At 63.0% G+C, this 15,010-nt stretch carries 17 protein-coding genes; 6 read left to right on the forward strand and 11 right to left on the reverse strand.

From position 1 onward, the window contains the following. The first annotated feature begins 128 nt into the window (after nt 1-128). Nucleotides 129-1,313, forward strand: a complete 1,185-nt coding sequence (locus Q7F16_RS00955) for a porin (RefSeq protein ID WP_409555423.1) — start codon at nt 129-131, stop codon at nt 1,311-1,313. 293 nt (nt 1,314-1,606) lie between these two features. Here the strand turns inward: Q7F16_RS00955 and Q7F16_RS00960 are convergent, their stop codons facing one another. The 11 genes from Q7F16_RS00960 to Q7F16_RS01010 form a co-directional block, all read right to left on the reverse strand. Next, nucleotides 1,607-3,103: a cytochrome D1 domain-containing protein gene (locus Q7F16_RS00960; RefSeq protein WP_409555424.1), complete on the reverse strand. Its 1,497-nt coding sequence runs from the start codon at nt 3,101-3,103 to the stop codon at nt 1,607-1,609. After that, nucleotides 3,100-3,942, reverse strand: a complete 843-nt coding sequence (gene cobA / locus Q7F16_RS00965; protein WP_409555425.1) for a uroporphyrinogen-III C-methyltransferase — start codon at nt 3,940-3,942, stop codon at nt 3,100-3,102. Before cobA ends, Q7F16_RS00960 begins: the two co-directional genes overlap by 4 nt. A gap of 40 nt (nt 3,943-3,982) precedes the next feature. Continuing rightward, nucleotides 3,983-5,161 (reverse strand): heme d1 biosynthesis radical SAM protein NirJ, encoded by a 1,179-nt coding sequence (gene nirJ, locus Q7F16_RS00970; RefSeq protein ID WP_409555426.1) that lies wholly within the window; start codon nt 5,159-5,161, stop codon nt 3,983-3,985. A gap of 114 nt (nt 5,162-5,275) precedes the next feature. Next, nucleotides 5,276-5,845 (reverse strand): siroheme decarboxylase subunit beta, encoded by a 570-nt coding sequence (ahbB, locus tag Q7F16_RS00975; RefSeq protein WP_409555427.1) that lies wholly within the window; start codon nt 5,843-5,845, stop codon nt 5,276-5,278. Continuing rightward, nucleotides 5,820-6,263 carry an Lrp/AsnC family transcriptional regulator gene (locus Q7F16_RS00980; RefSeq protein ID WP_018613495.1) on the reverse strand — a complete coding sequence of 148 codons (444 nt, stop codon included), beginning with the start codon at nt 6,261-6,263 and terminating at the stop codon, nt 5,820-5,822. Before Q7F16_RS00980 ends, ahbB (Q7F16_RS00975) begins: the two co-directional genes overlap by 26 nt. After that, nucleotides 6,256-6,768: a siroheme decarboxylase subunit beta gene (ahbB, locus tag Q7F16_RS00985; RefSeq protein ID WP_046065824.1), complete on the reverse strand. Its 513-nt coding sequence runs from the start codon at nt 6,766-6,768 to the stop codon at nt 6,256-6,258. The genes Q7F16_RS00980 and ahbB (Q7F16_RS00985) overlap by 8 nt, the downstream gene beginning before the upstream one ends. Beyond that, nucleotides 6,765-7,223, reverse strand: coding sequence for an Lrp/AsnC family transcriptional regulator (locus Q7F16_RS00990; RefSeq protein ID WP_046065825.1), 459 nt, complete (start codon nt 7,221-7,223; stop codon nt 6,765-6,767). Before Q7F16_RS00990 ends, ahbB (Q7F16_RS00985) begins: the two co-directional genes overlap by 4 nt. 2 nt (nt 7,224-7,225) lie before the next feature. Further along, nucleotides 7,226-8,404 carry a cytochrome D1 domain-containing protein gene (locus tag Q7F16_RS00995; RefSeq protein WP_409555428.1) on the reverse strand — a complete coding sequence of 393 codons (1,179 nt, stop codon included), beginning with the start codon at nt 8,402-8,404 and terminating at the stop codon, nt 7,226-7,228. Next, nucleotides 8,401-8,730: a c-type cytochrome gene (locus Q7F16_RS01000; RefSeq protein WP_024616180.1), complete on the reverse strand. Its 330-nt coding sequence runs from the start codon at nt 8,728-8,730 to the stop codon at nt 8,401-8,403. Before Q7F16_RS01000 ends, Q7F16_RS00995 begins: the two co-directional genes overlap by 4 nt. Before the next feature lie 180 nt (nt 8,731-8,910). Then, the gene (locus Q7F16_RS01005) at nt 8,911-9,219 is read right to left on the reverse strand and encodes a c-type cytochrome (RefSeq protein ID WP_014339157.1); all 309 of its coding nucleotides are present in this window, start codon (nt 9,217-9,219) and stop codon (nt 8,911-8,913) included. Nucleotides 9,220-9,243: 24 nt separating this feature from the next. Next, nucleotides 9,244-10,923 (reverse strand): cytochrome D1 domain-containing protein, encoded by a 1,680-nt coding sequence (locus Q7F16_RS01010; RefSeq protein ID WP_409555429.1) that lies wholly within the window; start codon nt 10,921-10,923, stop codon nt 9,244-9,246. Between the two features lie 198 nt (nt 10,924-11,121). Here Q7F16_RS01010 and Q7F16_RS01015 point away from each other — a divergent pair, with 198 nt between their 5' ends. The 5 genes from Q7F16_RS01015 to Q7F16_RS01035 all read left to right on the forward strand — a co-directional run bounded on the left by Q7F16_RS01015 (nt 11,122) and on the right by Q7F16_RS01035 (nt 14,966). Further along, on the forward strand, nt 11,122-11,925 hold the full coding sequence (locus Q7F16_RS01015) for a CbbQ/NirQ/NorQ/GpvN family protein (protein WP_079304772.1): 804 nt from the start codon (nt 11,122-11,124) through the stop codon (nt 11,923-11,925). Continuing rightward, on the forward strand, nt 11,909-12,493 hold the full coding sequence (locus Q7F16_RS01020) for a cytochrome c oxidase subunit 3 family protein (protein ID WP_409555430.1): 585 nt from the start codon (nt 11,909-11,911) through the stop codon (nt 12,491-12,493). Before Q7F16_RS01015 ends, Q7F16_RS01020 begins: the two co-directional genes overlap by 17 nt. Nucleotides 12,494-12,505: 12 nt before the next feature. Continuing rightward, nucleotides 12,506-12,763: a cytochrome C oxidase subunit IV family protein gene (locus Q7F16_RS01025; RefSeq protein WP_409555431.1), complete on the forward strand. Its 258-nt coding sequence runs from the start codon at nt 12,506-12,508 to the stop codon at nt 12,761-12,763. A gap of 331 nt (nt 12,764-13,094) precedes the next feature. Next, nucleotides 13,095-13,535, forward strand: a complete 441-nt coding sequence (locus Q7F16_RS01030) for a c-type cytochrome (protein WP_003202495.1) — start codon at nt 13,095-13,097, stop codon at nt 13,533-13,535. Nucleotides 13,536-13,538: 3 nt separating this feature from the next. Beyond that, the gene (locus tag Q7F16_RS01035) at nt 13,539-14,966 is read left to right on the forward strand and encodes a cbb3-type cytochrome c oxidase subunit I (protein ID WP_079304768.1); all 1,428 of its coding nucleotides are present in this window, start codon (nt 13,539-13,541) and stop codon (nt 14,964-14,966) included. Nucleotides 14,967-15,010: the final 44 nt, after the last annotated feature.

Raw genomic sequence — 15,010 nt, forward strand, 5'->3', positions numbered from 1 at the left:
ACCCAAACTGCCGCGCCAGGCCGGCGCTTCCAAAGCATCCGCCAAATGCCTCCAAGGCAGCGTATGACGCGCCCGGGCGCCTTTCGATAATCGCCTCCGACATCCCGTCCCCTGTTGCGGAGCGCGCCATGCACAACAATAAAAATACCCGCCAACGTTTTTTGCCTGCGGTCATCGTCGGTATTTCGAGCCTGGGCCTGACGCCTTGGGCCAACGCCGAAATCATGCTGTACGACAAGGACCAGACCACCTTTTCCACCGATGGCTACGTCAACGCCTTTTACGTCAACAGTGACGTGGACCGCGCGGGTGAGCAGTACGACCGTCGGCAGGCGCGGGTCAAGATGGGCTTCTTGCCCAACTACCTGGGTTTCAACATGGGCAAGCAGGTCGATGACCTCAAGCTCGGTGCCCGGGCTTCGTTCTGGGTGACCATCAACGACAGTGAAACCAATGGCACCGACACCGCCATCGACGTGCGCCAGTTCTACGGCACCGTGGCCAACCCGGAGTGGGGCGAAGTGCTGATCGGCAAGGACTTCGGCCTGTTTGCCCGCTCCAACATCCTGCTGGACGAACTGCTCGCCGGTTATGGCCAGGTCAGTGACACCCTGGGGTTGGTGGATGGCGGTGGCGTGTCGTTTGGCAACATCGGCAGCGGTTATCCGTATCCGTTCCCGACCTCGCAGATCACCTACCGCACGCCGGTGATGGAGGGCTTGCGCGTGGCGGTGGGGATCATGGACCCGGTGGACACCAACGACAACAGCGCCACCGGCAAGGCCTACCAGGAAAACCCGCGCACCGAGAGCGAGATCACCTACCAGTTCGACTTGGGCGGGGCGAAGATCTACAGCTGGCTCAACGGCAGCTACCAGACCTCGGACAACACCGACGCCACCGTTGAGTCGGTGACTTCCAAGGGCCTGGGCTACGGCGTGCAGGCCAAGATGGGCGGGCTGTCGCTCACCGGCTCGGGGTTCCAGGCCAAGGGTATCAACCCGTTCTTCACCAACAACGCCGGTGAAGCCACCCTGCGCAATGTCGACAGCAAGGGCTACCTGTTGCAGGGCTCCTACAAGCTGGGCAAGAACCGCTTGGCGTTGTCCTACGGCAAGACCGATGACGACGGCAACGGCGTGGTAGGCAGTGGCGCCGATTACGAAACCCGTGGCGTCGCGCTGTTCCACGACATCAACGACAACCTCAAGCTCGTGGCCGAGTACAACCAGTTCGAAATCAACGGCCACGATACCAGCGCCCAAAACGAAGACACCGACACCTTTGCGGTGGGGGCGGTGCTCACCTGGTAAGGGTGACTCCCTTCAACTGAGGCGTGTCAGGTCGACTTTTGGGGCTGCTGCGCAGCCCAGCGGGAGCAAGCTCCTGTGGCGAGGGGATTTATCCCCGTTGGGCTGCGAAGCAGCCCCTATAAGCTTCCCACTTGAGCAGGCTGATGCACCGGGTTGCCCGGTCTGGGGGCTGCTTCGCAGCCCAGCGGGGATAAATCCCCTCGCCACAATAGTCATTCCAACTGGACACCGTCGCAGTCTTTTGTGGCGGAGGAGTTTACTCTCGGGGGGCTGCGCATCAGCCCCCCTTTTTTTCAGTGTGACGTCCCCTCGGCGAACTCGATCTTGTTGCCGACGTTGTACTTGCCCGAAGGCTTGTTCATGGGCAGGCGCTTGATTTCCTTGAGGGTGTTGCTGTCGTAGACGATCAGCGCGCCATCGGTATCCCAGATGCTCAGCAGCAGGTAGCGGCCGTCGCGCGTGAACTCGACGTGGGCGGCGGTTTTGCCGGGCATGGGTCGCAGGGTGTGGGCGATTTCCAGGGTCTGTTTGTCGATCAGGTGAATGGCATCGTTGTCCGGGCCGAAGAACACATCGGTCCAGGCGTAGCGAGAGTTGACGTGGCTGCGCAGGAAGAAACCCGGCCCCAGGGTGGGGATCTGCTTGATGACTTTCCAGGTGTCGAAGTCGATCACCGAAATCAGCCCCTTGCTGATGTTGGGCGTGGCGAACACCCAGTGCCCATCGCGTTTCCAATAGGTCCCCGAGCCCAGGTGCGGCATGCCCGGCAGCGCGATGTCGGTGACGATCCGCCCCGTGTCGAGGTCGATCACCTGGCCGCCCTGGGCCTTGCGCGAGGTGGCGAGCAACTGTCGGTAATCGGGCGAGAAGGAAAAATCATCGAGGTAATCCTCGGCCTCGATCCGCCTGGGCACGAAGTCCGGATTCGGGCCGGTGGACAGTTCCCAGACCTCTTTCACATCTTTCAAGGCGACGATGAAGCTGTTGCGCGGCGGCGCGGTATACACCGCACTGACCCGCGAAGCCTGGCCGTCCAGCCCCACCGTTGCAACGGTCTTGACCAGTGACAGGTCGCGGGCATTCAGCACCACCAGGTCGCCGGGCAGGGTGTTGCCCACCAGCACCCAGCGCCCGTCCTTGCTCACCGCCAGGTTGCGGGTATTGAGCCCGGCCCGCACCTCGGCGATGAGCGTGAGGTTGTGCAGGTCATACAGGCTGATCCAGCCGTCCCGGGAGGCGAAATAGACGAAGCGTCCATCCGGCGAAAACTTCGGTCCGCCATGCACCGCGAAATGTGAGGCGAAGCGCGCCAGGACCTCGAAGCGATCCCCATCGACGATATCGACGTGATGATCGCCAGCCTCCACCACCACGAACAGGTTCAGCGGGTCGGCGTGGTGCTGGGGTTTATCGGGCAGGCTGGCGACATCCGCCAGCAGGCGATGGCTGCGGCGCGTGTCGTCCTCGCTCCAGGTCGGTTCGACGGCGGGTGAACGCTGGAGATAGTGGGTCAAGCCATCGATCTGCGCAGGCTCGAGCACCGCACCGAACGCCGCCATCTGGCTGGCCGGGCGGCCATTTTCGATCACCTGGCGGATTTCGTCGGGCTTGATCCGACTAAGGCTCTGGGGCAACAGCGCCGGCCCGGCGCCGCCGATGCGATTCACCCCATGGCATTGCTGGCAGTGTTGCTGGTAGTTCTGTTCGGCCAACGCCAGGTCCGGTTCAGGCGCCGTGGCGCCGTGGACGGCGCCGATCCACAGCAATGGGGCAAGCCAGCCGATTCTCATGAGGCCACCCTCGCGATACCTGGCTGGAGCGGTAGGGCCGGGTGCAGGCGGGCCGGATGCTCCAATACCTGATGGGCAAACAAGCCAACCACCTTGCCGATCACCGTCAAGGTCGGCACGCCCTCGGCGCATGCCAGCGCCATCTGCGGCAATTGCTGGAGGGTGCCGCGCAGGACCTGCTGGTCGGGGCGCGTGCCGTTGCTGATCAGCGCCGCCGGCGTATCTGCCGCCAGGCCCGCCGCGATCAGTTGTGCGGCGATGGTGCCGAGGTTCGACAGACCCATGTAGAACACCAGGGTCTGGCTGTCATCCGCCAGGCTTTGCCAGGGCAGGTTCAAGTCGCCTTCGCGTTGCAAATGACCGGTGATGAAGCGACAGGAATTGACCAGGTCGCGATGGGTCAGGGGAATGCCGGCATAGGTGCTGCAACCGGCTGCGGCGGTGATGCCGGGCACCACTTGGCAATCGATACCGCGGGCCAGCAGATACTCCAACTCCTCGGCGCCGCGACCGAAGATGAACGGATCACCGCCCTTGAGTCGCACCACCCGCTGTCCCTGGTCGGCCAGGTCGGCCAGCAGTTCGTTGATCTGTGGCTGGGGCAGGCTGTGGCAACCGGCGGCCTTGCCGACGTAGTGCCGGGCGCAGGTCAGCGGGATCAGGCTGAGCAATTGCGAACTGATCAAGCGGTCGTAGACCACCGCGTCGGCCTGCATCAACAGGCTCCAGGCGCGCAATGTCAGCAGGCCCGGGTCACCGGGGCCGGCGCCGACCAGGGCGACTTCACCCGATCTGAAGGGCGATTGCAGGGCAGCGGGCAAAACGATGGAGGCAGGCATGGGACTTCCTTGGTTCGGTATCAGGTTCGCCGTCGGTTGATCAGGCGCAGGGCATCGCAACGCTGGGGATCGCGTGCAAGCCGATTTCTTCGTCGCTGAGGTGGCAGCCGGGGTCTTGGCCCCACAGGTCGCCGTCGGCCCAGGCCCGGGTGCGGGTATTGCCGTTGCAGATCGCCAGCCAGCGGCATTGCCCGCAGCGACCGCCCACGGCCCGTGGGTGTTCGCGCAGCTTCAGCAGCAGGGCATCGGGGCGCTCGAGCCAGAGAGTCTTGAACGGTGTCTGGCAGACATTGCCCACCGAGTGCTGCCACCAGTACGTATCGGGGTGTACCTCGCCGGTATTGTCGATGTTGGCGATGCCGCTGCCCGAGGCATTGCCGCCCCAGGCCCGCAGCATCTGCTCCAGTGCGGCGTAGTGTTGGGGCAGGCGCCGGGATACCCATTGCAGCAGCAGGATCGCGTCGGCGTCGTTGTTGCCGCTGACGAAGTCACTGTCGCGGCCTTGTTCGATGTCGCGCCAGGCTCGTTCGAAGATCAAGGTCATGGCCTCGCGGCTCATCTGCTGATGGGCATCGAGCTTGCGACTGCGCTTGCCCCGGCCACTGTAGTTGAGGTGCGACAGGTAGAACTTCTGTACGTCGTACTCATTCATCAAGTCCAGCAAACGCGGCAACTGGGCATGGTTTTGCTGGGTGAGGGTGGTGCGCAATCCGACCCGGATGCCTTGTTCGCGGCAGAGCCGGATGGCCGCCATGGAGCTGGCGAAACTGCCCTTGAGCTGACGGAATTCATCGTGGGTCGCTTCCAGGCCATCGATGCTGATACCTACGTAATCGAAGTTTGCCGCCGCAATCTGTTCGATATTGGAAGCGTCGATCAGCGTGCCGTTGGTGGACAGGGCAAGGAAAAAACCTTTGTCACGGGCATAGGCGCTGAGTTGGAACAGGTCCTCGCGCAGCAGCGGTTCGCCGCCGGACAGGATCAACACGCGTACGCCGGCATCGTGCAGGTCGTCGATGACCTGGAGTGCCGCCGCGGTGTCCAGTTCATCGCGAAACACGCTGTCGGCCGACGTTGCATAGCAGTGCTTGCAGGTCAGGTTGCAGCGCCTGAGCAGGTTCCAGATCACCACCGGCGGACGGCTGCTGCCCGGTGGCGCGACACGTAGGGCGGGGCAATGCCCGGCCAGGGCTCGCAGGTAATGGCTGATCCTCAACATAAGGCGCTCCTTCGATTTCGATCGATGTCCGAGTTCAGCGCGGCTTATTCCCGCGTTGTGGGAGCAAGGTTTGGTGGGAGCAAGGCTTGCCCGCGATGAAGCCGATGCGGTCCTTCATAAAACCGACGCATCTGTTTCGCGAGCAAGCTTTGCTCCCACAGGTGTCAGGCGCAGGCCGGTTTTTTTCAGGATGCGGCTGCTCACCAGCATGTCGTCGGCGGCGCAGGCGTCCCCCAGCAGGTAGCGCAGGTGTTCGCGGTAGCTGTCGATTTCTTCGCGGCTGCGGCCATGGACCATGGCGAACAGGTTGTAGCGCCAGCCGGGCCGGCGCGGGCGCCGGTAGCAGTGGCTGACGAAGGGCTGCGCCCCCAGCAGGGCGCCGAGACGCGAGATGTCGGCATCGGCCACGTCCCAGACCGTCATGCCGTTGTGGCGATAACCCAGGCGATAGTGATTGGGCACGGCGGCAATGCGGCGGATCGCACCGTCGGCCTGCAGGCGCTTGAGCAGGTCGAGGGTGGATTCCACGCTCAGTTCCAGTTGTTCGGCCAGCCAGGCCCAGGGGTCTTCGAGCAAGGGCAGGCCGGCCTGGGTCAGTTCCACCAGGCGCAGCGCCAAGGGCGTTTCATCCAGCCGTGGCGGCGCTTGCCACAAAGACTCAGACGGGGAAATACAGGCCGACATGGTAGGTCTCCTCTTTGGGCAGGTTCAGCGGCACCAGGCCGGTCAGGTGTTCGATGTGCAGCAGGGTGTCGTTGATTGCCTGTTCGCTGGGGCAGGCGAGCACGAACCACATGTTCCAGGTGTGCTCGCGGCGGTAGTTGTGGGCGACCTCGGGCATGTCCGCGAGCAGCTCGGCGATGGCCTCGAAGCGCGGTTCGGGCACCGCCAGCGCCGCCAGGGTGAATGCACCGCCCAGGCGATCGATGTCGAACATCGGACCGAAGCGGGTGAGGACCCCGTCGTTGAGCAACTCATGCAGGCGATCGAGCAATTCGGTGCTGCTGCTGTCCAGTTCCTGGGCCAGGGCCTGCCAGGGATGACGGACCAGCGGCAGGCCCAGTTGCAGGCGATTGATCAGGCGGCGGTCGAGGTCATCCATCGCTACGGGCTCCGGCCGGGGCGGCGAAACGTCCGCCGCATTGCTTGAACAGGTGCGTGCTGAACAGCAACTGATGGGGCAGGTCGTCCAACTGGTGTTCTTCCAGCAACGCCTGGACCTGGGTCTCGACACGGTCACGCTGGCGACCGTGGATCATGCAGAACAGGTTGTATTGCCACTGGGGCAGGCGCCTGGGGCGTTGGTAGCAAAGGCTGATGCCCGGTGCTTGTCCGAGGCGTCGGCCGACTTCATCGACCAAGGCGTCCGGCACGTCCAGCACCAGCATGGCGTTGGCGGCAAACCCCAAGGCGCGATGGTTGACCACCAGGCCGACACGGCGGAACAACCCCTGTTCATGCCAATGCTGCACCTGCTCGAGCACCTGCGGCTCACTGGCCTCGATCTGCTCGGCCAGGGCCTGGAAGGGACGCGATGTCAGGGGCAGGCCGGTTTCCAGCAAACGGCGCAGCGCCAGTGACTGTTGTTCGCTCAGGGCGTTTTTCATGGGGTGGCCTCCAGGGCAAAGCCCAGGTCGATGCGGTAGGCGGTCAGCATGGGCAGGTCCAGTGGCGTGAGACCGGTGTCGTTCTCCAGTTCCTGGAGGATATTTTCCAGGTGGGCGCGGTTGGGGCCGGTCAGCACGAACCACAGGTTGTAGCGATGTTCGCGGGCATAGTTGTGATTGACTTCCGGGTATTGGCTGATGCGTGCGGCCACTTGGTGCAAGCGCTCTTCGGGCACGGCCAGGGCGGCCAGGGTGCTGGCCCCGGCCCGGGTGTGTTCGAACACCGGGCCGACCCGCGACAAGGTCCCGGCCACTTGCAGGTGTTGCAGGCAGTCGATGACCTGGGCTTCGCTGCAGCCCAAGGTCTCGGCCATGGCCCGATAGGGCTCGGCGCACAACGGCAGGCCATGCTGGAATTGATCGATCAGGCGCCGGGCCAGTGAGCTGGAAGTCATGGTCAGTACCCCGGCTTGTGCGCGCGACTGCTGAAGAAAATGCCGCTCGGGCTCAGGGCCGGCAGGCTGTTCAGGCGTTCGAGGCGATAAGGATCCCAGACCTGCACCTGACCACCATCCCGGGCGGACAGCCACAACTGGTCACCCCGCGCGGTGAACTCCATGTGCAGCACCGCCGGGCCTGGCCGCAGGTCGGCGACGATGGCGTGGGTCTGGGTGTCGATGACCTGGACGCGGTCGTTGTCCGGGTAGGCAAAGTTGACCCACAGCTGTCGACCGTCCGGACGCGCCGTGACGAACACCGGTTGACCGGCCACGGCGATGGCGTCGGTCTGCTGCCAATCCTGGGCGTTCATCACCAACACCTGGTGATGCCCGACGGCAGGCACGAAGGCTTGCTGGTCGGCCAGGGCCCAGCCTTCCAGATGCGGCATCTTGTACACCGGGAGCCGCTCCTGGCCGCGGCCGTAATGGCCCAGTACCCGTTTCACCCCGCGCTCCGGGTGCCAGAGATCGAGTTGGGCCATGCCGTCTTCACCGAACAACCCGGCCATGTAATAACGCCCGTCCGGGGTGATCAGGGCATCGTAGGGTTGCTGGCCGATGGCGGTGAAACGTTCGATGCGCGGGGTGAGGCCTTGGCTGAAGTCGGCGGTCCAGATCTCGCCAGTGTCGAACAGGCTGAACACGAAGCGTTGTCCCGGCGCATCCACCAAACCGACCACCCGCGAGCGCTTTTGTCCGCCGGGCAACGGCGTGGCCGGGATGTCGGCGACCTGTTCCAGGGTCTGGGCATCGAATACCTTGACGCCGCCAGGCTCGTAGTTGGAGACGGCGATCAGCTTGCCGTCCTGGCTGATTGCACCGCCGATGCTGTTGCCGCCCTGGATGATCCGGCGTTCGATGTGCGCGCGCAGCAGGTCGACTTTGCTCAGGCCCCCATCGCGGCCGAATACGTAGGCGTAGCGCTGGTCGCGGGAGAACACCACCGAGGCGTGGGACAAGTCGCCCAGGCCTTCGACGCGGCCCAGGGCGGTACGGGTGTCGCTTTCAATGATTTGCAGGCTGCCGCTGGCGCGCTCCACCACCACGCCCAAATCGCCGGTGCCGCGCAACGGTGTCTGGGCGCAACCGCAGAGCAGCAGGGCGATGGCGGTGGAGGATAGGAAAGAACGGATCATGAGGCGGGTTTTCCTTGAAGGAGCCGGTCCACCAGCCAGCGAATGTCGTCGGGCGCAAGCAGCGGTGCCCAACCGGGCATGGCGCTGCCGGGCCGTCCGAGGGTGACGGTGGCGATGAGGCTGTCGCGGGATTTTCCGGCCAGGGCTTCGTGGGTCAGGGGCGGGCCGAGGCCGCCGGTCATGTACAGGCCGTGGCAGGCGCCACAATCCTGGTCCAGCAGGTGTTGCAGTTGGGCCTGGCGCTGGCTGTCGGGAGCGGCCAGCACGCAGGAAGAGAAAACAAAGAGGAGGGTGGTTATCAAGGTTGCAGAGCTGTGTCGTTCCATGACGTCCTCCTGAACAAAATTGCACGGCTTTTGTGGCGAGGGAGCTTGCTCCCGCTGGGCTGCGCAGCAGCCCCTTGGGTTTGCCTGACACAGCGAGTCGTCAGGTTGCTATTTGGGGCCGCTTCGCAGCCCAGCGGGAGCAAGCTCCCTCGCCACAGGCATCAGGCAGATCCTGCCCAGTTATTTAAGGGTCAAGACCCAAGCAGCCAGGATCTTGGCTTCCTCTTCCGTCACCGGGTTGGCCGGCATCGGCATCGGTCCCCAGTTGCCTTGCGTACCTTCCTTGATGTGCTTGGCGAGTAAATCCTGTGCTCCGGCGACGCCGGCGTTTTTCGCCGCGACCTCCTTGAGTGCCGGGCCAACCACCTTGGTGTCGATGGAGTGGCAGGCCGCGCAGGGTTTGCTCTTGAACAGCGTCGGGCCGTCTTGGGCCAACGCCGGCAGGCTGTAGGCGGCAGTCAAGGCCAAGGCAATCAGAATAGGCTTCATGGTTTTTCCTCTTATTGATGGGGCTCAATAGATGTCGTGTTGGGTGTTGTAGACGTTGAATTTTCCGGTTGGGGTGATCAGGCGTTTGTCCTTGATCACGTTCTTGACCTTGAGGGTCTTGTCGTCGATCACCACCAGCGCCGACTCGTCTTCCTGGCCACTCCAGACCGAGAACCAGACCTCGTCGCCGGCCTTGTTGTATTCCGGTTGCACCACACGCAGCGCGCCTTTCTTGATGCCGGCGTACTCGGCAATCGGCAGCACGGTGTAGCCGGCGTCGAGCTTGTCGATGTTGAACACCGCCACCGACTGGCTGAGCTTGGCGTCAGGGCTGAGGGTGGTGTCGACATACAGGTGGCGAGACGCAGGATGAGTCTTGATGAACAGCGAGCCGCCACCTTGGCCCTGGAGCGTGCTGACCTGTTTCCAGGCGTATTGCGGGTGTTTGACCGGGTCGGTGCCGATCAGCGAAACCCCGGCATCGCCCAAGTGACTGGTGGCCCAGACCGGTCCGTAGAGGGGGTGATTGAAGTTGGCGCCGCGTCCCGGGTGCGGGATCTTGCCAACGTCCACCAGGGCGGTGAGCTTGCGTTCCTTGGAGTCGATCACCGCGACTTTGTTGGAGTTGTTGGCGGCCGTCATGAAGTAGCGATGGCTGCTGTCCCAACCGCCGTCATGCAGGAACGGTGCGGCGTCGATGCTGGTGATGGTGAGGTTCTTGATGTCCTGATAGTTGACCAGCATCACCTTGCCGGTTTCCTTGACGTTGACGATGAACTCCGGCCATTCGTGGGACGCGATGATGGCTGCGACCCGAGGCTCGGGATGGTATTGCTGGGTGTCGACGGTCATGCCGCGAGTCGAGACGATCTGCTTGGGTTCCAGGGTCTCGCCGTCCATGATGGTGAACTGCGGCGGCCAGTAGGAACCGGCGATGGTGTACTTGTCTTCGTAGCCCTTGAACTTCGAGGTTTCCACCGAGCGGGCCTCGATACCCACCTTGATTTCCGCGACCTTGGTCGGCTCTTTCGGCCACAGGTCGATCATGTCGATCTTGGCGTCCCGGCCGATTACCAGCAGGTAGCGACCCGAGGCCGAGATGCGCGAGATGTGCACCGCATAACCGGTGTCGATCAGCTTGACGATCTTCTTGCTGTCGCCGTCGATCAGGGCAATCTTGCCGTCGTCGCGCAGGGTCACCGAGAACAGGTTCTGCAGGTTGAGGGTGCTGATCTGCCTGGTCGGCCGGTCTTCGGGTTTGACCAGCACTTTCCAGGTCTTGCGGGTTTCGGCCATGCCCCATTCCGGTGGGGTCGGTGGGGTGTGCTGGATGAACTTGGCCATCACCGTGATCTGGTCTTTGGTCAGTGCATTGGAGGTGCCCCAGTTCGGCATGCCGGCGGCCGAGCCGTAGGTGATCAGCGCCTCCAGGTAGGCCTGGCCGCGCGATTGGGTGATGTCGGGTGTCAGCGGCTTGCCGGTGGCGCCTTTGCGAAGCACACCGTGGCAACCGGCGCAGCGCTGGAAGTAGATTTCCTTGGCCGAATCGAAGTCGGCCTGGCTCAGGTCGGGCGCGCCTTCAGTCTTGACCACGCGGGGTTGTTCCGGCGCAGCGGTTTGGTCGGCGAAGGCGTGGGGGGCGGCCAGCGCTGTACACAGCGCCGTGACCCGCAGGGCCCACGATTTTTTGTGGCTGATCAGCATTCCATTTCTCCTCAGGCGTGACCCGCGCTGCGCTGTAATTGACGTTCGGCGCGCAGGTTCTTGGTGCGGTGCAAGGCTATGCCCGAGGCGGTGGTTAGCCGCTTGACGGCGATCAAGTTTGCCGGCCGCAGCCCTTGCCAGGTTGTCGCAGGGCACCGTAGCGTGGCCTGCAATCGTGTTGTCTGATCAGGCCTTGCCATGAACGCTATCCACACTTTGCAGCACCCCGACGAACCCTTTTATCAACCCCAGGACAACGAGCAGGCGCTGTTCGAACAGGCCTGGCATCACGGCATGCCGGTACTGATCAAAGGCCCCACCGGTTGCGGCAAGACCCGCTTCGTCCAGCACATGGCCCACCGCCTGAAACTGCCGCTGTACACCGTGGCCTGCCACGATGACTTGAGCGCGGCCGATCTGGTGGGCCGTCACTTGATCGGCGCCCAGGGCACCTGGTGGCAGGACGGGCCCTTGACCCGGGCGGTGCGCGAGGGCGGCATCTGTTATCTGGATGAGGTGGTCGAAGCGCGCCAGGACACGGCCGTGGTGTTGCACCCGCTGGCCGATGATCGTCGGCAGTTGTACCTGGAACGCACCGGCGAAGTACTGCAGGCGCCGCCGTCCTTCATGCTGGTGGTGTCGTACAACCCCGGTTACCAGAACCTGCTCAAGGGCATGAAGCCCAGCACGCGCCAGCGTTTCGTGGCGATGCGCTTTGGCTATCCGGCGGTGGCCGATGAAGAACGCATCGTCGCCCGCGAGGCAGGGGTTGATCTGGCCCTGGCGGCCCAGGTGGTGCGGTTGGGGCAGGCGCTGCGCCGGCTCGATCAGCATGACCTGGAGGAAGTCGCCTCTACGCGCCTGCTGATCTTCGCGGCGCGCATGATCGGCTCCGGCATGGACCCGCGCCAAGCCTGTCTGGCGTGCCTGGCCGAGCCATTGAGTGACGATCCGCAGACTGTCTCCGCGTTGATGGATGTAGTCGATGTCCACTTTGGCTGAAGCCGTTGCCGTGCCCCGACGTTTGCCCGGGGACCTGGCGATGTGGTTTTTCATCCTCGCCGAGCTGTCGGTGTTCGCGCTGTTGATCCTGGCGTTCACCGTTGCCCAGGCGTTGCATCCGCAGACTTTCAGCGAAGGCCGGCAATTGCTGGACCGCTCCACGGGCCTGGCGATGACCCTCAGCCTGCTGACCGCTGGCCTGTTCGCCGCCCTGGCCCAGGAGCAAGTCAGGCAGGACCGACCGCGTCGAGGCGCACTGTTGTTGTGGGTGGCCTTGTTACTCGCCTGCGGCTATGTGGGGATCAAGCTCACGGAGTACGCCCATCTGTTGGCGAACGGCTTGGGCATGGAGCACAACACGTTCTTCACCTTGTACTGGATCCTCACCGCGTTCCACTTCCTGCATGTGCTGCTGGGCATGGTGATCCTCGCCTGGTTGGCCGAGGGTTGTCGGCGGCGTCGCTATGGGTCGCAGCGCAACAGTGGGTTGGAGTCCGGCGTGCTGTATTGGCACATGGTCGATCTGGTCTGGGTGCTGTTGTTCCCGGTGGTCTACATCCTTGATTGAGCGGAGGTGCTCATGTCGGCTTCCCGTGTCTTGATTGCATGCTGGATGACGCTGGCGGTGCTGAGCACCGGTACCGTCGCCCTGGGCCAGGTCGCGGCTACCGGGCTGGTGTCCATTGCCATCCTGGTGGTCGCGGTGACCAAGGCCTGGCTGATCGCCGACGGCTTCATGGAGCTGCGCCACGCGCCGCGGTTGTGGCGGCGGTTGGTGTTGAGCTGGGCGGCGCTGCTTGCGACCGTTATAGGGATCGTAATTTCCATCGCGATCTGACCCTGCAAACACAGAACCCCTGTGGCGAGGGGATTTATCCCCGCTGGACTGCGAAGCAGTCCCAAGACAGCTCACTCGCTACATCTGACACACCGAGGCGCCAGCCATAGGGACTGCTTCGCAGCCCAGCGGGGATAAATCCCCTCGCCACAAAAGCTCACCTGCCTTTCTGGCAGTGTTGGAACACCCCAGCAAAACACAACAGCTCACCCGCCTTTTCGGGCGGTGTTGGAACAACCCACCAAAACCATCGGAGATTCTTGATCGCCATCAAGCGGTTTCCGACCCCTTGCTTCCTAGAATGAACACGCCAAGCAATGAGGAAGTGACCATGTCAGATACCTTCACCAAAGGCATGGCCAGGAATATTTATTTCGGGGGAAGCATCTTCTTTTTCCTGATATTCCTGGCCCTGACCTACCACACGGAACAGACCTTTCCGGAACGCAGCAACCAGGCGCAATTGACGGAATCGGTGATACGCGGCAAGGGCGTCTGGGAGCGCAACAACTGCATCGGCTGCCATACCCTGCTGGGCGAGGGCGCGTACTTTGCGCCGGAGCTGGGCAACGTGGTCAACCGTCGCGGTGGCGATGAAGCCTTCAAGCCGTTCCTGCAGGCCTGGATGAAAATGCAGCCGCTGAACGTTCCGGGTCGTCGGGCCATGCCGCAGTTCAACCTGAGCGAGCAGGAAGTCGACGACATCGCCGAGTTCCTCAAATGGAGCTCGAAAATCAATACCAATGGCTGGCCGCCAAACAAGGAGGGCTGAGAGATGAGCATGGCTAATCCGCATCTGAAATTCGCCTCGCAGGCCGTCGCCAAACCCTACTTCGTGTTTGCCCTGATGCTGTTTCTGGGGCAGGTGTTGTTCGGTTTGATCATGGGCCTGCAATACGTGGTCGGCGACTTCCTGTTCCCGCTGATCCCTTTCAACGTGGCCCGCATGGTCCACACCAACCTGCTGATCGTCTGGCTGCTGTTTGGCTTCATGGGCGCGGCGTATTACCTGATACCGGAGGAGGCCGACCGCGAACTGCACAGCCCGAAACTGGCGCTCGTGTTGTTCTGGGTGTTCGCCGCCGCAGGCGTGGCAACGATCCTGGGCTACCTCTCGGTGCCTTATGCGACGCTGGCGAAATTCACCGGCAACGACTTGCTACCGACCATGGGTCGCGAGTTCCTGGAGCAGCCGACCATCACCAAGATGGGTATCGTGGTGGTGTGCCTGGGGTTCCTCTATAACATCGGCATGACCCTGCTCAAAGGTCGCAAGACCACGGTCAGTATGGTGATGATGACCGGCCTGATCGGCCTGGCAGTGTTCTTCCTGTTCTCCTTCTACAACCCGGAAAACCTCGCTCGCGACAAGTACTACTGGTGGTGGGTGGTGCATCTTTGGGTGGAAGGCGTCTGGGAACTGATCATGGGTTCGATGCTCGCCTTCGTCCTGATCAAGATCACCGGTGTGGACCGTGAAGTGGTCGAGAAGTGGCTCTACGTGATTATCGCCATGGCATTGATCACCGGGATCATCGGCACCGGCCACCACTTCTTCTGGATCGGCGCGCCTGAGGTCTGGTTGTGGGTAGGCTCGATCTTCTCGGCACTGGAACCGCTGCCGTTCCTGGCGATGGTGGTCTTCGCCTTCAGCATGGTGAAAAACCGTCGTCGGCACCACCCGAACCGCGCCGCTACCTTGTGGGCCAAGGGCACCACGGTCACCGCGTTCTTCGGCGCGGGCGTCTGGGGTTTCCTGCACACCCTGGCACCGGTCAACTACTACACCCACGGTTCGCAACTGACCGCGGCCCATGGTCACCTGGCCTTCTACGGTGCCTACGCAATGATCGTGATGACGCTGATCAGCTACGCCATGCCACGCTTGCGGGGCTTGGGTGAAGCGGCGGACGAGCGTTCGCAGCGCCTGGAGATCTGGGGCTTCTGGTTGATGACCTTGTCGATGGTGATGATCACCTTGTTCCTCACCGCGGCCGGTGTCGTCCAGGTCTGGTTGCAGCGCTGGATGACGGATGGCAGTGCCTTGCCATTCATGGCCACGATGGATCACTTGAAGCCGCTGTTCTGGGCGCGACTGGTCAGCGGCGTCGGGTTCCTGGCCGGGTTGCTCTGCTACCTGTTCAGCTTCCGTCAACGTGGTCGTGCGGCCCTGCGCGCACCGGCGGCGGTGGTGCCTTCGTAAATCATCGCCACTGAGACTGTGGCGAGGGAGCTTTTGTGGCGAGG

The sequence above is a fragment of the Pseudomonas sp. Lb2C2 genome, from assembly GCF_052112205.1.
Lineage (GTDB): Bacteria > Pseudomonadota > Gammaproteobacteria > Pseudomonadales > Pseudomonadaceae > Aquipseudomonas > Aquipseudomonas kilonensis.